Raw genomic sequence first — 20,483 nt, forward strand, 5'->3', positions numbered from 1 at the left:
GCCTAGGCTGGGACGGTGGCTCGCAGCATCTACATCACCTCCGCCGAGGGGCACACGGGCAAGTCGACCATCGCGCTGGGCGTGCTGGACGCGCTGATGCGCGTCTCGTCGCGCGTCGGCGTGTTCCGGCCCATCGCCCGCTCCTCCGGCGAGCGAGACGAGGTGCTCGAGCTGATGCTCGCCCACGACGGAGTGCAGCTCGAGTACGACGAGTGCGTCGGCGTGACCTACGACGACGTGCGCGTCGACCCGGATGCGGCACTGTCGACGATCGTCGCTCGGTTCAAGACCGTCGAGGCGCAGTGCGACGCCGTCGTCGTGATCGGCAGCGACTACACCGACGTCGCGAGCCCCGCCGAGCTCGGCTACAACGCCCGAATCGCGGCGAATCTCGGCGCACCGGTGATGCTCGTGATCTCCGGACGCGACCAGCAGCGACAGGCGGAGCAGCTGGGCACGACGACCGCGCGCACGCCCGAGCAGGTCGGGCAGCTGGCCGCGCTCGCCTTCGCCGAGCTCGCCGGGGAGCGCGCCGAGCTGTTCGCCGTGGTCGTCAACCGAGCCGATCCGGACTTCCTGGCCGCGACGATCGAGCAGGTCGAGGCCGCCCAGCATCGCAGGACACCGGTCTGGGCGATCCCCGAGGACCGCACCCTCGTGGCGCCGTCGATGCGCGGCATCCTGCACGCGGTCGACGGACGCCTGGTGAAGGGCGACGCCGCACTGCTGGATCGGGAGGCCTTCGACGTCGTGATCTCTGGCATGTCGATGGTCAACGTGCTGCCGCGCATCACCGAGGGCGCCGTGGTGGTCATCGCCGCAGACCGCACCGAGGTGCTGCTGGCCGCGCTGCTGGCATCCGCATCCGGCACCTTCCCGCAGGTCGCCGGCATCGTCCTGAACGGGCCGTTCGCGCTACCCGAGCCGATCGGGCGTCTGCTCGAGGGCATCTCCTCCGCCATCCCGATCATCGCCACCGACCTCGGCACGTTCGACACCGCCACACGCATCATGAACACCCGCGGCCGGATGAGCGCGGAGTCCTCACAGCGCCACGAGCGGGCCCTGGGTCTGTTCCAGACCCATGTCGACATCACCGAGCTCACCATCGAGCTCGGCCTCGCCGAGTCGACCGTCGTCACGCCGCTGATGTTCGAGTACGGGCTCATCGAGCGCGCCCGCGCCGATCGCAGGCGCATCGTGCTGCCCGAGGGCGACGACGACCGCATCCTGCGCGCCGCGGCCGTGCTGCTCGCCCGGGGCGTCGCCGATCTCACCATCCTCGGCGACGAGAACGAGGTGCGCTCTCGTGCGGCGACCCTCGGTCTCGATCTCGGTGCGGCGCAGGTGCTGAGCCCCACCGATCCCGAGCTCGTCCAGCGCTTCGCCGAGGAGTACGCCCGGCTGCGCGCGCACAAGGGCATCACCCTGCAGCAGGCCGCCGACACCGTCACCGACGTGTCGTACTTCGGCACGATGATGGTGCACCTGGGCCTCGCCGACGGCATGGTCTCGGGCGCCGCGCACACGACCGCGCACACGATCCGCCCGTCCTTCGAGATCATCAAGACGCGGCCGGGCGTGGACGTCGTCTCCAGCGTGTTCCTCATGGCGCTGGCCGACCGGGTGCTCGTCTACGGCGACTGCGCGGTGATCCCCGACCCCACCAGTGCGCAGCTCGCGGACATCGCCACCTCCTCCGCGGCGACCGCGCGGCAGTTCGGCATCGATCCGCGGGTGGCGATGCTGTCGTACTCCACGGGCGAGTCCGGCACCGGAGCGGATGTCGACAAGGTGCGCGAGGCGACGGCCCTGGTGCGCAGTCGCGAGCCCGGGCTGCCGGTCGAAGGCCCGATCCAGTACGACGCCGCCGCGGATGCCGCGGTCGCCGCCGCCAAACTGCCGGGCTCCGCCGTGGCCGGGCGGGCGACGGTGTTCGTCTTCCCCGACCTGAACACCGGCAACAACACCTACAAGGCGGTTCAGCGCTCCGCCGGCGCCGTCGCGATCGGCCCCGTGCTGCAGGGCCTGAACAAGCCCATCAACGACCTCAGCCGCGGCGCCCTGGTCGGCGACATCGTCAACACCGTCGCGATCACGGCGATCCAGGCGGCGCAGGGAGCGCAGGCATGAGCGTCGTGCTCGTCATCAACAGCGGATCGTCTTCGCTGAAGTACAGCCTCATCGACCCCGACCGCGGAGCCGAGCTCGCGTCCGGTCTGATCGAGCGGATCGCGCAGGAATCCGGTTCCGTCGGCCATACCGTCCGGGTGGTCGCCGAGGCGGGCGAGCCGGCACCGACCCTGCTCGCCGCCACGCACGCCGAGGAGCGCCCGATCGCCGATCATGATGCGGCGTTCGCGGTCATGCTCGACCAGTTCGCGCAGCACGGGCCGCAGCTCTCCGAGCATCCGCCCGTCGCCGTGGGGCACCGCGTCGTGCACGGCGGCGCCCGCTTCTTCGAGCCGACCCCGATCACCCCGCTCGTCGAGATCAACATCGAGGACCTCGCGGTGCTCGCGCCGCTGCACAACCCCGCCAACCTGGCCGGCATCCGCGCCGCGAAGGCCGCATTCCCCGGCATCCCCCACGTCGCCGTCTTCGACACGGCCTTCCATCAGACCCTGCCGCCGGCCGCGTACACGTACGCGATCGACGCCGCGATCGCCCGCGAGCACCGCATCCGCCGATACGGGTTCCACGGCACCAGCCACAAGTACGTCTCCGAGGCCGCCGCCGGCTTCCTCGGCCGCCCGGCCGCCGGGCTGCGGCAGATCGTCTTCCATCTCGGCAACGGGGCCTCGGCGACCGCTGTCGACGGCGGGCGATCGGTGGACACCTCGATGGGCTTCACCCCTCTGGAGGGGCTGGTGATGGGCACGCGCTCGGGCGACATCGATCCGGCCGTGCAGCTGCAGCTCGCCCGGCGTGCGGGGATGGATGCCGACGCGCTCGACGCACTGCTCAACAAGCGCAGCGGTCTGCTGGGACTCGCGGGCCACAGCGACATGCGCGACATCCTCGCGGGCAGGGCGGCGGGGGAGACCGCGGCGACCCTCGCCTACGACGTCTACATCCACCGGCTCCGCGCCTATGCCGGCGCGTACATCGCCCAGCTCGGCGGGGTCGATGTGATCTCGTTCACGGCGGGCGTCGGTGAGAACGCCGCCGACGTCCGCGCCGACGCGCTGTCGACGCTGGGCTTCATGGGCGTGCGGCTGGACCCCGCTCGCAATGCCGAGCGCGCCGCAGGTATCCGGCGCATCTCGGCCGACGACTCCGCGGTCGAGGTGCTCGTGGTTCCCACCGACGAGGAGCTCGAGATCGCCCGGCAGACACTCGCCGTGATCTGAGCCCGTGCGCACGCCGCATCTTCATTAGGCTGGAGACCCGCTCCTGGAGGTTCCGTGTCCGAAACACTTCCCGATCTGCACCGCGCCGCCGGCGTGCTGTTCGATCTCGACGGCGTGCTGACCCCCACCGCCGAGGTGCACATGCGCGCCTGGCAGCACGTGTTCGACGACGTCCTCGCGCGCTGGGGCGTGACCGAGCCGTACAGCGATGCCGACTACTTCGCGTACGTCGACGGCAAGAAGCGCTACGACGGCGTGGCGAGCATGCTGCGCAGCCGCAACATCGAGATCCCCTGGGGCGAGGTCACCGACCCGCCGCAGGCCGAGACCGTCTGCGGCATCGGCAACCGCAAGAACGCCGCCTTCGCCGCCGCGCTGCGCAGCGAGGGCATCGCGCCCTTTCCCGGATCGCTGGCGCTGCTGGAGCAGCTGCGCGCCGCCGGGGTGCCGATGGGAGTCGTCTCCAGCTCGAAGAACGCTCAGGAGGTGCTCGGCAGCGCCGGCATCCGGGACTTCTTCACGGTCGTCGTCGACGGCGTGGTCGCCGAGCGCGATCACCTGGCCTCCAAGCCCGCGCCCGACATGTTCGCGGAAGGCGCCCGGATGCTCGGCGTCGAGCCCTCCGTCGCGGTCGCCGTCGAGGATGCCGTCGCGGGAGTCGCCTCGGCCGCGGCGGCCGGATACGCCGTCGTCGTGGGCGTCGATCGCGGTGCGGGTCCGCAGGCCCTGCGCGCCGCCGGCGCGACCGGTATCGTCGATGATCTCTCGCGTCTGCTCGCCGGCGCCTCGCACTGACATCCCTTCACTCTGCACTCACCCGACCGCACCGGAGAACGCATGATCGACCGCGACCGCTATCCCGCCGATCCCTGGCGCCTGATCGAGACCGCCTACGACGAAGAGGGCGTCTCCGAGACGATCTTCTCGGTGGGCAACGGATATCTCGGCCTGCGCGGCAACCACATCGAGGGACGCGGTGCGCACGAGCACGGCACCTTCATCAACGGGCTGCACGAGACGTGGCCCATCCGGCACGCCGAGCAGGCCTACGGCTTCGCCGAGGTCGGCCAGACCATCGTGAACGCGCCGGACGCGAAGGTCATGCGCGTCTACATCGATGACGAGCCGCTGAGCTTCGACGAGACGGAGATCCACGAGTACTCGCGCGTGCTCGACATGCGCACCGGCGTGCTGGAGCGCACGGTCGTGTGGGTCACGCCCTCGGGCAAGCGCGTGCGCATGCGCGACGAGCGCATCGTGAGCTTCGACGAACGTCACCTCGCGACCCTCCGGCTCGAGGTGACGGTGGAGAACGCCGACGCTCCCGTCACCATCAGCTGCCAGCTGCTGAACCGGCAGGACGGCGCCGGCATCTACGCGGGCGACCCGATGGCCTCGAAGTCCGAGCGCAAGGCGGGCTTCGATCCCCGCAAGGCGGAGAGGATCACCGAGCGCGTGCTGCAGCCGGTGGAGTACTGGCAGGACGGACTGCGCTCCGCGCTGTCGTACCGCGTGACCGACTCGGGCATGACGGTCGCCGTCGTCGCCGACCACGTCGTCGAGACCGAGAACGACTACAGCATGCGCACCCTGATCGAGCCCGACATCGCGAAGAACGTCTTCCGCGTGCAGGCGAAGGCGGGTGTCCCGATCCGGATCAGCAAGATCGTCAGCTACCACAGCTCGCGCGGCGTGCCGCCGCGCGAGCTGGTGGACCGCTGCCGCCGCTCCCTCGACCGCGTCGGGGTCGAAGGGGTGGATGCCATGTTCCGCGCCCAGGCGGAGTGGCTCACCGCCTTCTGGGAGCGCTCCGATGTGCGCATCCCCGGTCATGACGACCTGCAGCAGGCGACCCGCTGGTGCCTGTTCCAGCTCGCGCAGGCGGCCTCGCGCGCGGACGGCACGGGGGTGCCGGCCAAGGGGCTCACCGGATCCGGATACAGCGGGCACTACTTCTGGGACACCGAGATCTACGTGCTGCCCTTCCTCACCTACACCTCGCCGCAGTGGGCCAAGAACGCGCTGCGCGCGCGGGTGCTCATGCTGCCGGCCGGGCGGCGTCGTGCGGCGCAGCTGAACGAGGCCGGTGCCCTGTTCCCGTGGCGGACGATCAACGGCGAGGAGGCGTCGGCGTACTACGCCGCCGGCACCGCGCAGTACCACATCAACGCCGACATCAGCTTCGCGCTGGGCAAGTACGTGCGTGCGACGGGAGACGACGAGTTCCTGCGCCGCGAGGGCGCCGACATCGCGGTGGAGACCGCGCGACTGTGGGCGACGCTGGGTTTCTGGCGAGGCACCAATGGCGACTCGACGTTCCACATCCACGGCGTCACCGGGCCCGACGAGTACACCACGGTCGTCAACGACAACCTCTTCACGAACGTGATGGCCCGGTACAACCTGCGCTTCGCGGCGCGGATCGTCGGCGAGATGGCTCACGAGGACCCGGCGGCGTACGCCGCGCTCGTCGAGCGCACCGGGCTGGATGCGGGGGAGCGGGATGCGTGGGAGCGGGCGGCCGAGGCCATCCACATCCCCTTCAGCGAGTCGCTGGGCATCCACCCGCAGGATTCGCTCTTCCTCGAGCGCGAGGTGTGGGACCTGGAAGGCACCCCCGCCGACAAGCGGCCGCTGCTGCTTCATTACCACCCGCTGGTGATCTACCGCTTCCAGGTGCTCAAGCAGGCGGACGTCGTGCTGGCGCTGTTCCTGCAGGGCAACCACTTCAGCGCCGAGGAGAAGCTGGCCGACTTCGACTACTACGACCCGCTGACCACGGGCGACTCGACCCTCTCGGCGGTCGTGCAGTCCATCATGGCGGCAGAGGTCGGCTACCGGGACCTCGCTCGCGAGTACTTCGAGCAGGCGCTGTTCGTGGATCTCGGCGACCTGCACCACAACGCCTCCGACGGCGTGCACGTGGCGTCCGCGGGCGGCGTGTGGACGGCACTGGTGAGCGGCTTCGGAGGCATGCGCGACCACGACGGTGAGCTGAGCTTCGACCCGCGGCTGCCGGCCGACTGGCCGGAGCTGTCGTACTCGCTGCAGTGGCGCGGTTCGCAGGTCGCGGTCACCGTGACCGCGCACGCGCTGCACCTCGAGGTGCGCGCCGGTGAGCCGGTGGAGTTCTCGGTGCGCGGCGACGCGTACCGGGCGGCCGTCGGCGAGCCGGTTGTGGCGACACTCGCCGGACAGGGACCGGTTCGAGAGGGGCGTCCGACGCTGCGCCAGTTCGAGGACGCACGCCGCGACGACGGCACGCTGATGTCGCCGACCGTGCCGGTGACGACGACGTCGATCCCGATCCTGGGCATCTACGAGGACTGATCCCGGCGGCCCGCGCGATGTCGGCCGTACGCCGTAGGCTGGACGGGTGACGACAGCCCTCTACCGCCGCTACCGGCCCGAGACCTTCGGGGAGATGATCGGCCAGTCCCAGGTGACCGATCCGCTCATGACCGCACTGCGCGGAGACCGCGTGGGCCACGCATACCTGTTCTCCGGCCCGCGCGGATGCGGGAAGACCACCTCGGCCCGGATCCTGGCGCGCTGCCTGAACTGCGCGGAGGGCCCCACCGACACCCCGTGCGGCACGTGCCCGAGCTGCGTCGAGCTGTCTCGTGCGGGCGGCGGCTCGCTGGACGTGGTCGAGATCGATGCGGCCAGCCACAACGGCGTCGACGACGCTCGCGATCTGCGTGAGCGGGCGACGTTCGCCCCCAGCCGCGACCGCTTCAAGATCTTCATCCTCGACGAGGCGCACATGGTCACCCCGCAGGGGTTCAACGCTCTGCTCAAGCTCGTCGAGGAGCCGCCCGAGCACGTCAAGTTCATCTTCGCGACCACCGAGCCCGAGAAGGTGCTCGGCACCATCCGCTCGCGTACGCACCACTACCCGTTCCGGCTGGTGCCCCCGGCCGCCATGCTCGAGTACGTCGAGAAGCTCTGCGCCGAGGAGGGCGTCCGCGTCGAGCAGGGCGTGCTCGCGCTCGTCGTGCGAGCCGGCGGCGGTTCGCCGCGCGACACGCTCTCGCTGCTCGATCAGCTCATCGCCGGATCCGACGACGGCCACGTGACCTACGAGCGGGCCGTGTCGCTGCTCGGCTACACGCACGCCGCGCTGCTCGACGAGATCGTCGAGGCGCTCGCCGGGGGCGACGCCGCGGCCGCGTTCCCCGCCGTCGACCGCGTCGTGCAGACCGGGCAGGACCCGCGGCGCTTCGTCGACGATCTGCTCGAGCGCCTGCGCGACCTGATCGTGATCGAAGCGGTCGGCGAGGGAGCATCCGCCGTGCTGCGCGGGCTGCCGGCCGACGAGCTGCAGCGGATGCTGTCGCAGGCGAGCACCTTCGGCGCCGCGCGGCTCTCGCGCACCGCCGACCTCGTCAGCCAGGCGCTCGACGACATGACCGGAGCGACCTCGCCCCGGCTCCACCTGGAGCTGATGGTCGCCCGTGTGCTCGCCGGGGCTCCCGCCGTGGCTTCCGTGCCGGCATCGTCGACGGCGGCGACGGCGTCCGCGGCGGTGCCGTCCCGGGAGCCCGCGACCTCCGGCGCCCCGGTGGCCCCGGCCGCCGCTCCGGTCTCGGGCACCGCTCCGGCCACGGACACCGGCGCTGCCGCGGGCGCCGGCCCTGCCGCGGCCACTGCGCCGGCGTCGGGCGCCGACCCGGCGTCCGCCGCAGCCGCTTCGGGCATCTCGGCGCCGCGCGTCGCGGCTGAGGATCCCGAGCGTCAGGCCCCCGCGACGGCGGCCACGGCATCCGGCTCCGGCTCACGCCCCGCCGTCGAGCCGTCCGCCGAAGCGAGCACCGCGCCGCAGGCTCCCGCCGGACCGGTCGACTTCGACCGGTTCGCGGCATCCTGGCCCGCTGTGCTCACCCGTCTCGAGTCGATCAGCAGGGCGTCCTGGCTGATCGCGACCGGCACGCAGCCCCTCGCCTACGACCGTGACAGCGAAGTGCTGACTCTCGGGTTCGCCAGCCCCGCCGACGTGCCGAAGTTCAAGGGCACCACACCCGGTCAGGGCCCCTCGGACCACCTGCGCGCGGCGATCGAGCAGGAGCTCGGCGTCACCGTGAAGTACCGGCCGGCCCCGCTTCCGCCCTCCGGGGGCGGGGGAGGCGCCGCGCCGCCGCAGGGCTCCCCGCCCTCGGGCCCCGCACCCCGCGCGGCCTCCGGGCCGGCGGACGATGCGCCGGCATCCGGATGGGCCAATCCGATGAGCGGCCCCGAGCAGCTCAGCGGACAGTCCGGCGCTCGCCGCGCGGGCGGGGCGGCGACATCCTCCCCGCATGCGGCTTCGTCCTCGGCGTCGCGCCCGGCCGCGTCCGCGGTGACGGAGTGGGCGGTCGCCCCGATCCCGGCATCCCCGCCCGAGACGCCCGCGGCGACCGGATCCGCGACCGCGACCGCGGTCGCCGTGGCCGTGGCTGTGCAGCCGCAGTTCCCGGTCGACGACGAGCCGACCGAGGTCGAGGCGGCGGCATCCGCGCCTCGGACGCCGTACGACGGCGGCATCGACGCACCGCCGGACGACGAGTACCCGCCGTTCGACGATGAGCCGCCTTACGACCCGATGTACGACGGGGCGGCCGCACCGCAGCCGGCAACCGTGGCCGCGCGGGCCCCGCGGGACGCCGGACGACCCGCGGCCGCACCCCGTTCGACCGCGGCGACGCCGCCGGGGCCGCCGGTCGCCTCCTCCCGGCCATCCGCGCCCGACGGGGTGGAGCGCCGAGGCGAGGCCGTGATCCGCCAGGTGCTCGGTGCGAAGTTCCTGCGCGAAGAGCCCTACCAGCCCCCGACGAGGTTCAACTGATGTACGACGGCATCGTCCAGGAGCTGATCGACGAGTTCGGCCGGCTGCCCGGCATCGGACCGAAGTCCGCGCAGCGCATCGCGTTCCACATCCTGCAGACGCCCTCGTTCGACGTCGCCCGATTGTCGGAGCTTCTCACCGAGGTCCGCGAGCGCGTGCGATTCTGCGAGGTGTGCGGGAATGTGTCCGAGCAGGACCGCTGCGCGATCTGCCGCGACCCGCGGCGCAACGCCGAGCTGATCTGCGTGGTCGAGGACGCCAAGGACGTCTCGGCCATCGAGCGCACCCGCGAGTTCCGCGGCCTCTACCACGTGCTCGGCGGGGCCATCAGCCCGATCGCCGGCATCGGCCCCGACGATCTGCGCATCGCGCAGTTGATGACCCGCCTCGCCGACGGCACCGTGCAGGAGGTCATCCTCGCCACCAACCCCAACCTCGAGGGCGAGGCCACCGCCAGCTACCTCAGCAGGCTGCTGACCAGCATGTCCATCACCGTGTCGCGGCTGGCATCCGGACTGCCCGTCGGTGGCGATCTCGAGTACGCCGACGAGGTGACCCTCGGGCGCGCCTTCGAGGGCCGCCGGCGGCTGTGAACGCGGAGCACGGAGGATTCGGGCGCAAAGGCTGGATCCTCTTCGCCGTCATGGCGTTCGTCTGGGGCATCACCTACCTGTTCATCAAAGAGGCGGTCGCCTCCTTCTCGCCTCCCGCCGTGGTCGCGGGCCGCACGCTGCTCGGGGCGCTGCTGCTGCTGCCGTTCGCCCTGCGCGGTGGTGCACTCAGAGCCGCGTGGAAGCACTGGCCCTGGGTGCTCGCCTTCGGCCTCGTCGAGATGGCCGGACCGTTCCTGCTGCTCAGCCACGCCGAGACCCAGCTGCCCTCCGGGCTGACCGGCCTGCTCGTGGCCACGGTGCCGCTGTTCGCCGTGGTCATCGCACTGCTGCGCGGCGACCGCTCGGCCCTGGCGCCCGTGCGCCTGGGCGGCCTGCTCCTCGGTTTCGCCGGTGTCGGCGTCGTCGTGGCCGGACCCGGGCTGTTCCCGCACGAACCGGCGAGCATGCTCGCTATCGGCGAGATCCTGCTCACCGCGGTGATGTACGCGATCGCGCCGTTCATCATCGCGCACAAGCTCAAGGACGTACCGTCCCTGGGCACCATCACCCTCGCCCTGTTCGCGATCGGCATCGGATACCTGCCCGCGGCCCTGCTCACCCAGCACGACGTCCCCACCCTGCGCTCGACGATCTCCCTCGGGCTCCTCGGCGTCGTGTGCACCGCGCTGGCCTTCGTGGCCTTCTTCGCGCTCATCCGCGAGGTCGGGCCCGTGCGTGCTCCGCTGTTCACCTACATCAACCCGATCGTCGCGATCGTGCTGGGCACCGCCCTGATCGCCGAGCCGGTCACGCCCGGCCTGCTCATCGGGTTCCCGATCGTGCTGATCGGATGCTGGCTCGCGGCCACGGGCGGACGGGTTCGGGCCCGCGCCGCGGACGCCGGCCTCATGTCAGAGTGATCTCGCCAGTGCCACGAATCTTGACCAAGAAGCTGAATGGTTCAGCGGAGATTCGCCTCGTCGGACGGCGTCAGCCATCTGCTGAGCGACGGCGAGGGAGTCGGCTTCCGCGTATGTGCGCTTTGTCGGCCGCGTCAGCCGGATGAGTCTCTCCTTCGGCGAGATGATGCCGTCGGTGTCCTGCTTGGACGGCAGCTTCAGACCCTTCCATGCGATCCGGTTGACCGAGCGGAATGCGTCCGGATAAAGAAACCACCAGCTCTCGGTCTCCTGCACGGGGACGACGGGATGACTGGTCGTCTTCAGCAGCGCATTGAGCTTCTCTCCCAGCGCCTTCGCGACCCTGCCGTCAGGATCTGGACCGTCTGAATCCTGATGCACGAGCACCCCGACGACCGTCGCGAGTCTTGTGCGGGCGTGAACCGCACCCGCGATCCGGTCTATCCAGCTCCTGACAGCTCGTTCCTGGGCATGACGAGTCAGCGAGGTGGGGTCTCTTTGCACGACAAGCCGCACACGCATTGACGGGTTCAACGATTCCGCCAGGCACTTAATCGCATCGGAGTCGTTCTTGTTCTCCGCGAAGATCAGAACCTCGGGCTGCCTGTTTCGGTCCGACGCGTTCTGGCGCGCTTTCTGACTCAAGCCGGCACGCCTCCGAGAGCCCCGGAGAACCAGAGCTCGCCAAGTCGCCATTCCGAGTCGGCGACGGCGTCGGCGACGTCCGCGGAATCGACGACCGGAATGATCGAAGCCCCGGTGTCCGGGTCGCGGTCGCAGATGATGATCTCTTCCGGACGCAGCCGATTGACAAGCGTCGGAGAGTGCGAGGCGACGATGATCTGCGTCCGTGACGAGGCCTCGCGCATGCGTTCGACGAGCACATCCAGCGCGTAAGGATGCAGCCCGTGGTCGATCTCCTCAATGATCGTGAGCTGGGGAGGTGCGGGATCATGCAGCGCCGTGAGCAGGGCGAGCAGGCGAACCGTGCCGAAAGAGGCGTCAGCGAGTTCGATCGGCTGGATGACTCCCCGCTCCTGCAACTGAACCACGATGGAAGCAGCCGCACCTCCGATGACGCCGAACCCGAGGGACTCCATCCCGGGAAGGCACCGCGCGAGGTCGCGCTGCAGGGCATCGAATGCATCCGGGGACGCCTCCGACAATGCGTAGAGAGCGCTTGCCAGGTTGCTCGCGTCATCGTGAAGCTCGGCACGATTCATGCGCGATGGCGTGCGTGCGGCATTCACATCGGGATCGAGGTAGCGAACAGTCGAGAGGAACTCGAAGAAGTCACGAGGTCCTGATCCCAGCCCGCCTTCGTCGAGGCGGGCAATCGTCCCGAGCGCGGACACGCTGTCCGAAGCGAGGCGAAGGAACTGCTGGCGAGTTCCCGCCTTCTGCTGCAAGTCGTCGATCGACACGTCCAGACCCTGTGCGCGGATGATCTGGCGTCGGCCCCGGCCGCGCACGCTCTTGTACAGCAGCTCTTCGTCTCGTTCGATGTCTCCGTCGGCCGACTCCGTGAGGTTGAGCGTGTACTTGTCGAGGGCGTTGCTGCTGGCGAACTCGCTGACCACCGCCTCGATGGAGAGGCTCACGGTTCCCTGCCGACCGTCCTGGCGAAGAACGTGCGAGAACCCCCCGAGAAGACTGATCGCCTGCGACGGATCGAACCGAGCGCTGTCGCGGATGAAGGAGAGCACTTTCAGAAGGTTGGATTTGCCCGAGCCGTTAGGGCCGACGAGCACCGAGAACGGACCGAACCTCACATCGACCTTCTGAAGAGAACGAAAACCGCTTGCCACGACTCGTCGGAGTGCATTCGACATAGAAGCACACTACCTCTCGTCTCTCGAGTCGCCCGGTGGTGTGCCTCAGAGCGCGTCACATGTCCGGAACGGAATGGCCCCGATCCGTAGAATGTGCGTGGGCGGATCCGCCCACCGTACCCGGGAGTGATCGTGGCCCTGATCGTGCAGAAGTACGGCGGTTCGTCCGTCGCCGACGCGGAGAGCATCAAGCGCGTCGCCAAGCGCATCGTCGACACCCGTCGTGCCGGACACGACGTCGTCGTCGCCGTCAGCGCCATGGGCGACACCACCGACGAGATGCTCGACCTCGCTCACGAAGTCGCCCCGATCCCGGCTCCCCGCGAGCTGGACATGCTGCTCTCGAGCGGTGAGCGCATCTCGATGGCGCTGCTGGCCATGGCCATCCACTCCATGGGCTTCGAGGCGCGTTCGTTCACCGGCAGCCAGGCCGGCATGATCACCGACTCGCATCACGGCAAGGCGCGCATCGTCGATGTCACCCCCGTGCGACTGCGCGAGGCGCTCGACGAGGGCGCGATCGTCATCGTCGCCGGCTTCCAGGGCTTCAACCGCGACACCCGCGACATCACCACCCTCGGCCGGGGCGGGTCCGACACCACCGCCGTCGCGCTCGCGGCGGCTCTCAACGCCGACGTGTGCGAGATCTACAGCGACGTGGACGGCATCTTCACGGCCGACCCGCGGGTCATCCCGCGAGCGCGCAAGCTCGACCACGTCTCCAGTGAGGAGATGCTCGAGCTCGCGGCCAACGGCGCGAAGGTGCTCTACATCCGCGCCGTCGAGTACGCACGCCGCCACGGCGTGCTCATACACGCCCGTTCGACGTTCTCGTCGGCCGAGGGCACCTACGTTCTGGGCGAGGGCATGAAGAACCCCCGCGGATCCGAGGGAGCAGCAATGGAAGAACCCATCGTCGCGGGCGTCGCCACCGACCTCAGCCAGGCCAAGATCACGGTCGCGGGCGTGCCCGACGTGCCCGGCAAGGCTGCCGAGATCTTCAAGATCGTGTCGAAGTCGGGTGCGAACGTCGACATGATCGTGCAGAACGTGTCGGCGGCATCCACCGGCCGCACCGACATCTCCTTCACACTGCCCAAGGCAGACGCCCCCGCGACGCTCAAGGCGCTCGCCGCCGAGCAGTCCGAGGTCGGATTCGAGAACCTGCTGCACGACGACCAGATCGGCAAGCTGTCGGTCGTCGGCGCCGGCATGCGCACGCACTCCGGCGTCTCGGCGATCCTCTTCGAGGCGCTCAGCGAGGGCGGGATCAACATCGAGATGATCTCCACATCCGAGATCCGGATCTCCGTCGTCGTCCGCGGAGACGACCTCGCTGATGCCGCCCGCACCGTGCACGCCGCCTACGGTCTCGACAGCGAGATCGAGGCCGTCGTGCACGCCGGCACCGGGCGCTGATCCGACCCGGGAAGCCTGCCGGTGGGTCTCGGCCCGCCGGATCAACGACAGATGTCGGCTCGTCCAACGGATGTCGGCGCAGATTTGTGCGCTGCGCCGACATCCGTGGTCTGCGCCGACATCCGTGAGTGGGGCCCGGGGACGGCCGACGTCACGGCGGATCCGCGTCCCGCGGCGAACGGGTAGACTCACCGCAACCCTGACATCGGCGCCAGGCGCAGCATCCGCACCTGGGGCTGAGCCTGGCGCACCCGTCTCCACGCCAAGGACCCCACATGACCCGTATCTCCGACTCAGGATTCTCGATCGCCATCGTCGGCGCGACCGGCCAGGTCGGCACGGTCATGCGCGAGATCCTCGCCGAGCGCTCGTTCCCGATCCGCGAGCTGCGACTGTTCGCGTCCGCCCGATCGGCCGGGAAGGCGATCGAGTTCGGCGGAGTGGACGTGATCGTCGAGGACGTGGAGACGGCGGATGCCTCGGGCATCGACATCGCGCTGTTCTCGGCCGGCGCGACCGCGAGCCGCGCGTACGCGCCCGCGTTCGCCGCGGCCGGCGCCGTCGTGGTGGACAACTCCAGCGCGTGGCGGATGGATCCGGACGTCCCGCTGGTGGTCAGCGAGGTCAACCCGGATGCGATGGACGAGCGACCCAAGGGCATCATCGCCAACCCGAACTGCACGACCATGGCCGCCATGCCGGTGCTGAAAGCGCTGCATGCCGAGGCCGGCCTCGAGCGGCTCATCGTCAGCACCTACCAGGCCGTGTCGGGCTCGGGCCTCGCCGGAGCGCAGGAGCTGCTCGGCCAGGTCGAGGGCGTGCTCGCCCAGGGTGACACGCTCCGGCTCGTGCACGACGGTTCGGCCGTGGACTTCCCGCAGCCGGAGAAGTACGTCGCCCCCATCGCCTTCGACGTCATCCCGCTGGCCGGCTCGGTCGTCGACGACGGCGACAACGAGACCGACGAGGAGAAGAAGCTCCGCAACGAGAGCCGCAAGATCCTCGGCCTTCCCGACCTGCGTGTCGCCGGCACCTGCGTGCGGGTTCCCGTCTTCACCGGGCACTCGCTGTCGATCAACGTCGAGTTCGCGAACGACATCAGCCCGGCCAGGGCGTACGAGGTGCTGGCATCCGCTCCCGGCGTCGTCGTCGATGAGGTGCCCACCCCCCTGCAGGCGGCGGGCAAGGACCCGAGCTTCGTGGGCCGCATCCGCGCCGACCGGTCGGCACCGGAGGGCAAGGGCCTCGTGCTCTTCATCAGCAACGACAACCTGCGCAAGGGTGCGGCGCTGAACGCCGTGCAGATCGCCGAGGAGCTCACGAGGCGACTCGTCCCCGCATCCGCCTGAGCCCCTCCCGCGGGATCGGGGCCGCGCCCCGGCGACTAGACTGGTCGGGTGACCGAAACCGTCGATGTCGTTCTGATCGGTGGGGGCATCATGTCCGCCACGCTGGGTACCCTGCTGCACGAGCTGCAGCCGGACTGGAAGATCGTCGCCTACGAGCGACTCAGCGACGTCGGGCAGGAGAGCTCGAACCCGTGGAACAACGCGGGCACGGGTCACGCCGCGCTGTGCGAGCTGAACTACATGCCCCAGGGCAAGGACGGCTCGCTCGATCCGGCCAAGGCGATCGGGATCAACGAGCAGTTCCAGCAGAGCCGTCAGTTCTGGTCCACGCTCATCGATCGCGGCGTGCTCGACGCGCCGTCCACCTTCATCAACTCCACCCCGCACATGACCTTCGTGCGCGGTGAGAAGGACGTCGCCTACCTCAAGGCGCGCTACGAGGTGCTCAAGAAGCAGCCGCTGTTCGCCGGGATCGAGTACAGCGAGGACTCCCGAGTCATCAACCAGTGGGCGCCGCTGCTCATGCAGAAGCGCCGCAAGGGCGAGCCGTTCGCCGCGACCAGGGTCCCCTCGGGAACCGACGTCGACTTCGGTGCGCTCACCCATCAGCTCTTCAGCCACCTCGCCGAGTCGGGCGTGCAGGTGCGCACCGAGCACGAGGTGCGCTCGCTCAAGCGGCAGAGCGACGGCACGTGGCGGGTCAGGTACCGTCAGGCGATCGGACGCACCCCCGGTGAGGTCAAGGCGCGGTTCGTCTTCGTCGGCGCGGGCGGCTGGGCTCTCAAGCTGCTGCAGAACAGCGGCATCCCCGAGATCAAGGGCTACGGCGTCTTCCCGATCGGCGGGCAGTTCCTCAAGACCAGCAATCCCGCCGTGGTCGGCCAGCACAGGGCGAAGGTCTATTCGCAGGCGTCGGTCGGAGCCCCGCCGATGTCGGTGCCGCATCTCGACGCCCGCGTCGTCGACGGCGAGTCCTCGCTGCTGTTCGGGCCGTTCGCGACGTTCAGCCCGAAGTTCCTCAAGAACGGATCGATGCTCGACATCGTCTCGCAGGTGCGTCCGCACAACCTGTGGCCGATGCTGCGGGTCGCGTTCGCGAATCCCGACCTGATCACCTACCTGCTCGGTGAGCTCGTGAAGAATCACGGCAAGAAGGTCGACAGCCTGCGCACGTTCATGCCCACGGCGAAGGACGAGGACTGGACGCTGATCCAGGCCGGCCAGCGCGCGCAGGTCATGAAGAAGGACCCGGAGAAGGGTGGCGTCCTGCAGTTCGGCACCGAGGTCATCGCGTCGCAGGACGGCACGATCGCGGGGCTGCTGGGAGCATCGCCGGGCGCCTCGACCGCGGTGCCGATCATGCTCGGGCTGCTCGAACGCTGCTTCCCCGACCAGTACGCGGGCTGGAAGCCGGCGCTGCGCGAGCTGATCCCGACGATGGGCGACACCCTCAACGACAAGCCGGAGGTCGCGGCGCAGTCCATGGACGAGACCGCGTCGACGCTGGCTCTCTCGGCCTGACGAGGCGACCGTGGCGAAGCTGTACTTCCGCTACGGCGCGATGAACTCGGGCAAGTCGACCGCTCTGCTGCAGGCCGCCTACAACTATGAGGAGCGCGGTCAGCGCGTGCTGCTGGCCAAGCCCGAGATCGACACCAAGGGCGCCTCGCAGATCGAGAGCCGTCTGGGCGTGACCCGTGAGGTCGACTTCCTGATCGGCCCGCACGACGACGCCCGGGCCCTCTTCGCCGAGCAGCGCGAGCGCGTCCGCCGCGAGAGCGAGGACGAACTGCTGCCGACGGAGCCCGCCGACGTCGCGTGCCTGCTGATCGACGAGGCGCAGTTCCTCTCCGAGGCACAGATCGACGACCTCTTCCGCATCGCGGTGCTCGACGGCATCCCGGTGATGGCCTACGGCATCCGCAACGACTTCCGCACGCACGCCTTTCCGGGCTCCGCCCGGCTGCTGGCCATCGCGCATTCCCTCGAGGAGCTGAAGACGATCTGCCGGTGCGGGCGCAAGGCGGTCTTCAACGGCCGTGTCGCCGACGGGCGCTTCGTGTTCGACGGGGATCAGGTCGCCATCGACGGGGCTGCGGTGACCTACGAGTCGTTGTGCGGCAACTGCTACCTCGAGGAGTCCGACGGCGTCCTCGCCTGAGCGTGCGTTTGCGTGGTCTGACCACACGGCGTAATCTGTGGTCAGACCACAGGAGGACGGATGCTCGAGCAGCCGACGGGAGCCGATGCGCGCACCGGCACGCAGCGTGCCTGGCGCACCGTGCTGGCCCGCATCGAGCGCGACCTGATCGAAGGGGCACTCGGTCCCGGCGACCGGCTGCCGGCGGAGCGCGAACTCGCCGCCGACCTCGGTGTGGGTCGCTCCAGCGTCCGCGAGGCGCTGCGTGTGCTGGAGGTCATGGGACTCATCCGCACCTCGACCGGGTCGGGCCCGCAGGCGGGAGCGATCGTGATCGCAGCGCCTTCGGGAGGCATGTCGGCGCTGCTGCGCCTGCAGGTCGCCGCACAGGGCTTCCCGCTCTCGGATGTCGTGCAGACCCGGCTCGTGCTGGAGGACGCGGTGGCGGCGCGCCTCAGCGAAGACCCCGATCGCGACCTCGGCGGCGTGCGCAGCATCCTGCGCGCGATGGACGACGACGGCCTCACGGCACCGGAGTTCCTCGCTCTCGACGCCGAGCTGCACTACGCGCTCGCAGCCGCTTCGGGCAACACGGTCATCACCGCGATGATGGCGGGACTGCGCACCGCCATCGAGTCGTACGTGCTCGACGGATCGGCCCGCATCGAGGACTGGGATGCCATGGCTTCGCGTCTGCGGGCAGAACATCACGAGATCGTCGACGCGATCGAGGCGGGTGGCTCCGTCGCCGCTCGCGCGCTCGTGCGCACCCACATCACCGGCTACTACACCGCGGCCGGGCTCGTGTCCGGCGAGCACTGACCCGAAGGTCCAGAGAGGAACGCACATGGTCCAGCGCCAGCTGCCCAACCCCGTCGAGCTGCTCGAGCTCATGAGGTTCAAGAAGCCCGAGCTCAACGGACGCAAGCGCCGGCTCGACGCGGCCCTGACGATCTACGATCTGCGCACGATCGCGAAGCGCCGCACGCCGAAGGCCGCCTTCGACTACACCGACGGCGCAGCCGAGGGCGAGCTCTCACTGGCGCGCGCCCGCCAGGCATTCGAGGACGTCGAGTTCCACCCGGGCATCCTCAAGCCCGCACCGACCGTCGACACCACGGTCGAGATCCTCGGTGGGCCGTCCGCGCTGCCGTTCGGCATCGCGCCCACCGGCTTCACCCGGCTGATGCAGACCGAGGGTGAGACCGCGGGCGCCGGGGCCGCCGCCGCCGCGGGCATCCCGTTCACTCTCTCGACGCTCGGCACGACCTCCATCGAGGGGGTGAAGGCCGCGAACCCGCACGGCCGCAACTGGTTCCAGCTGTACGTCATGCGCGACCGCGAGATCTCCTACGAGCTCACCCGCCGCGCCGCGGCTGCAGGCTTCGACACCCTGCAGTTCACCGTCGACACCCCGGTCGCCGGCGCGCGCCTGCGCGACAAGCGCAACGGCTTCAGCATCCCGCCGCAGCTCACCCTGGGCACGATCATCAACGCGATCCCGCGGCCGTGGTGGTGGTACGACTTCCTCACCACGCCCAAGCTCGAGTTCGCCTCGCTCAGCACCACCGGCGGCACGGTCGGAGAGCTGCTCGATGCCGCCATGGACCCCACGATCAGCTACGACGACCTGGCCGTCATCCGCGACCTGTGGCCCGGGAAGATCGTCATCAAGGGCGTGCAGAACGTCGAGGACTCGGTGCGACTGAAGGATGCCGGTGTCGACGGCATCGTGCTCTCGAACCACGGCGGGCGCCAGCTCGACCGCGCCCCCATCCCGTTCCGCCTGCTGCCGCACGTCCGCAAGGCGGTCGGCGACGACTTCACCGTCATGGTCGACACCGGGATCATGAACGGAGCCGACATCGTGGCATCCGTCGCGCTCGGCGCGGACTTCACGCTCATCGGCCGCGCGTATCTCTACGGCCTGATGGCGGGCGGGCGGCAGGGTGTGGACCGCACGATCGCGATCCTGCGCACCGAGATCGAGCGCACGATGCGCCTGCTCGGCGTCTCGTCGCTCGCCGAGCTGGAGCCCCAGCACGTCACGCAGCTCTCGCGGCTGGTGCCGGTCGCGGAAGCGGCGTCGGAGGTCGTCGGGAGCTGACGCCTCGTCATCCGACCCCCGTCCCCAGGACAGGACAGACGTCGAGAACATGACGTTTCCTCTGAGAATCGTCCTGTCCTCGCGGATCGTCCTGTTCTGGGAGCACGGATGCCGCAGGAATCCCGATGCCGGCCCAGAGAGCGGGCTTCGCGGCGGGTCAGCGCGTGACGGGCGCGGGCAGCGTGGCGAGGAGACCATCGAGCCGGTCGGCGGTGTCCTCCCAGCCCTCGACGGCCACGGAGGGGACGCCGATCGCGAGCACGGGGTAGTCGTTGCCGCCCTCATCGAGCCGGTCGCCGTAGAACAGCATGTCACCCAGCGGGATGCCGGCGTGCTCGGTCAGCTGCCGCATGCCGTAGGCCTTGTCGATGCCCGCGCGGGTGATGTCGATGCTCGTCGAGCCGCCGGAGCGCACTTCGAGTCCGGGCAGACGGGCGGCGACCGCATCGCGCAGGGCGGCGCGCCGCGAACCCGTCGGGTCCCACGCGTGCTTGGCGTCGCGCGGAGCCTTCTGGCCCAGTGCCGAGAAGGTGATCTGGGAACCGCGATCCTCGAGGATCTCGCCCCACGGCTCGCGCTCCCACAGGCCCAGCCCCTCGGCCTCTTCGCGGAGGGCGGTGAGCGCGTCGCGCTTCTCCTGATCGGTGAGGTCGTGCGCGTACACGGTGGCGAAGGACGTGCCGTCATGGCGAAGGTAACGGGTGCCGCACGTGGGGAGCAGGTGCAGGCGGGCGAGATCGGATGCCGAGGCACCGGTCAGCCGTGCGATCACCTGGGTGCGGAACTGCTCCTCGTTGCCTCCGGAGATGATCGCGACCTCGACGCGCTGCAGCAGGGCGCACAGCAGATCGGCGATGCGATCGTCGATCTGCCCCTTCGACGGGGCGAGCGTGTCGTCGAGATCGAAGGCGACCAGGCGAGGCGAGTTCATGATGGCTCCAGGGTA

Annotated in this window: 16 protein-coding genes; 13 read left to right on the top strand and 3 right to left on the bottom strand. The window is 69.8% G+C overall.

Annotated elements, in window-relative coordinates:
• Positions 1 to 15 precede the first annotated feature (15 nt).
• Genes pta through ACFWHT_RS13245 form a run of 7 tightly spaced genes read left to right on the top strand, consistent with a single transcriptional unit; the run spans position 16 to position 10,690 of the window.
• Entirely contained in the window at positions 16 to 2,133 is a 2,118-nt protein-coding gene (gene pta, locus ACFWHT_RS13215) for a phosphate acetyltransferase (RefSeq protein ID WP_378829248.1), read from the top strand.
• Positions 2,130 to 3,353 carry an acetate/propionate family kinase gene (locus ACFWHT_RS13220; protein WP_378829250.1) on the top strand — a complete coding sequence of 408 codons (1,224 nt, stop codon included), beginning with the start codon at positions 2,130 to 2,132 and terminating at the stop codon, positions 3,351 to 3,353. The genes pta and ACFWHT_RS13220 overlap by 4 nt, the downstream gene beginning before the upstream one ends.
• Positions 3,354 to 3,407: 54 nt before the next feature.
• A complete protein-coding gene (locus tag ACFWHT_RS13225; protein ID WP_378829252.1) occupies positions 3,408 to 4,148 on the top strand; it encodes a beta-phosphoglucomutase family hydrolase in 741 nt (246 codons plus the stop codon).
• A 42-nt stretch (positions 4,149 to 4,190) separates the two neighbouring features.
• The gene (locus ACFWHT_RS13230) at positions 4,191 to 6,683 is read left to right on the top strand and encodes a glycoside hydrolase family 65 protein (protein ID WP_378829254.1); all 2,493 of its coding nucleotides are present in this window, start codon (positions 4,191 to 4,193) and stop codon (positions 6,681 to 6,683) included.
• 46 nt (positions 6,684 to 6,729) lie between these two features.
• Positions 6,730 to 9,177 (top strand): DNA polymerase III subunit gamma and tau, encoded by a 2,448-nt coding sequence (locus ACFWHT_RS13235; protein ID WP_378829256.1) that lies wholly within the window; start codon positions 6,730 to 6,732, stop codon positions 9,175 to 9,177.
• Complete coding sequence (gene recR / locus ACFWHT_RS13240; protein ID WP_378829258.1) at positions 9,177 to 9,770, top strand: recombination mediator RecR; 594 nt, start codon at positions 9,177 to 9,179, stop codon at positions 9,768 to 9,770. Before ACFWHT_RS13235 ends, recR begins: the two co-directional genes overlap by 1 nt.
• A complete protein-coding gene (locus ACFWHT_RS13245) occupies positions 9,767 to 10,690 on the top strand; it encodes a DMT family transporter (RefSeq protein ID WP_378829261.1) in 924 nt (307 codons plus the stop codon). The genes recR and ACFWHT_RS13245 overlap by 4 nt, the downstream gene beginning before the upstream one ends.
• Here ACFWHT_RS13245 and ACFWHT_RS13250 read toward each other — a convergent pair.
• Together ACFWHT_RS13250 and ACFWHT_RS13255 are read right to left on the bottom strand one after the other, a co-directional pair.
• Positions 10,682 to 11,335, bottom strand: coding sequence for a hypothetical protein (locus ACFWHT_RS13250; RefSeq protein ID WP_378829263.1), 654 nt, complete (start codon positions 11,333 to 11,335; stop codon positions 10,682 to 10,684). The two genes, ACFWHT_RS13245 and ACFWHT_RS13250, sit on opposite strands and share 9 nt — an antisense overlap.
• Positions 11,332 to 12,522, bottom strand: a complete 1,191-nt coding sequence (locus ACFWHT_RS13255) for an AAA family ATPase (RefSeq protein ID WP_378829265.1) — start codon at positions 12,520 to 12,522, stop codon at positions 11,332 to 11,334. Before ACFWHT_RS13255 ends, ACFWHT_RS13250 begins: the two co-directional genes overlap by 4 nt.
• Positions 12,523 to 12,654: 132 nt before the next feature.
• Here ACFWHT_RS13255 and ACFWHT_RS13260 point away from each other — a divergent pair, with 132 nt between their 5' ends.
• The 6 genes from ACFWHT_RS13260 (at position 12,655) to ACFWHT_RS13285 (ending at position 19,537) form a co-directional block, all read left to right on the top strand.
• A complete protein-coding gene (locus ACFWHT_RS13260; protein ID WP_378829267.1) occupies positions 12,655 to 13,941 on the top strand; it encodes an aspartate kinase in 1,287 nt (428 codons plus the stop codon).
• A gap of 275 nt (positions 13,942 to 14,216) precedes the next feature.
• Complete coding sequence (locus tag ACFWHT_RS13265) at positions 14,217 to 15,290, top strand: aspartate-semialdehyde dehydrogenase (protein WP_378829269.1); 1,074 nt, start codon at positions 14,217 to 14,219, stop codon at positions 15,288 to 15,290.
• Between the two features lie 90 nt (positions 15,291 to 15,380).
• Positions 15,381 to 16,811, top strand: a complete 1,431-nt coding sequence (gene mqo / locus ACFWHT_RS13270) for a malate dehydrogenase (quinone) (RefSeq protein WP_378829498.1) — start codon at positions 15,381 to 15,383, stop codon at positions 16,809 to 16,811.
• A gap of 10 nt (positions 16,812 to 16,821) precedes the next feature.
• On the top strand, positions 16,822 to 17,451 hold the full coding sequence (locus ACFWHT_RS13275; RefSeq protein ID WP_378829271.1) for a thymidine kinase: 630 nt from the start codon (positions 16,822 to 16,824) through the stop codon (positions 17,449 to 17,451).
• 60 nt (positions 17,452 to 17,511) lie between these two features.
• A complete protein-coding gene (locus ACFWHT_RS13280) occupies positions 17,512 to 18,252 on the top strand; it encodes a FadR/GntR family transcriptional regulator (protein WP_378829273.1) in 741 nt (246 codons plus the stop codon).
• A 25-nt stretch (positions 18,253 to 18,277) separates the two neighbouring features.
• Complete coding sequence (locus tag ACFWHT_RS13285; RefSeq protein WP_378829275.1) at positions 18,278 to 19,537, top strand: alpha-hydroxy-acid oxidizing protein; 1,260 nt, start codon at positions 18,278 to 18,280, stop codon at positions 19,535 to 19,537.
• 157 nt (positions 19,538 to 19,694) lie between these two features.
• Here ACFWHT_RS13285 and ACFWHT_RS13290 read toward each other — a convergent pair whose 3' ends face one another.
• A complete protein-coding gene (locus tag ACFWHT_RS13290) occupies positions 19,695 to 20,468 on the bottom strand; it encodes an HAD-IIB family hydrolase (protein ID WP_378829277.1) in 774 nt (257 codons plus the stop codon).
• Between the last annotated feature and the right edge of the window lie 15 nt (positions 20,469 to 20,483).

The organism is Microbacterium sp. NPDC058342 (genome assembly GCF_042723935.1).
Classification (GTDB): Bacteria; Actinomycetota; Actinomycetes; order Actinomycetales; family Microbacteriaceae; genus Microbacterium.

Coding starts and splice junctions, on each gene's coding strand:
- ACFWHT_RS13220 (WP_378829250.1), top strand. CDS start 2,130: ATGAGCGTCGTGCTCGTCATCAACAGCGGATCGTCTTCGCTGAAGTAC.
- ACFWHT_RS13230 (WP_378829254.1), top strand. CDS start 4,191: ATGATCGACCGCGACCGCTATCCCGCCGATCCCTGGCGCCTGATCGAG.
- recR (WP_378829258.1), top strand. CDS start 9,177: ATGTACGACGGCATCGTCCAGGAGCTGATCGACGAGTTCGGCCGGCTG.
- ACFWHT_RS13255 (WP_378829265.1), bottom strand. CDS start 12,522: ATGTCGAATGCACTCCGACGAGTCGTGGCAAGCGGTTTTCGTTCTCTT.
- ACFWHT_RS13265 (WP_378829269.1), top strand. CDS start 14,217: ATGACCCGTATCTCCGACTCAGGATTCTCGATCGCCATCGTCGGCGCG.
- mqo (WP_378829498.1), top strand. CDS start 15,381: ATGTCCGCCACGCTGGGTACCCTGCTGCACGAGCTGCAGCCGGACTGG.
- ACFWHT_RS13280 (WP_378829273.1), top strand. CDS start 17,512: ATGCTCGAGCAGCCGACGGGAGCCGATGCGCGCACCGGCACGCAGCGT.
- ACFWHT_RS13285 (WP_378829275.1), top strand. CDS start 18,278: ATGGTCCAGCGCCAGCTGCCCAACCCCGTCGAGCTGCTCGAGCTCATG.
- ACFWHT_RS13290 (WP_378829277.1), bottom strand. CDS start 20,468: ATGAACTCGCCTCGCCTGGTCGCCTTCGATCTCGACGACACGCTCGCC.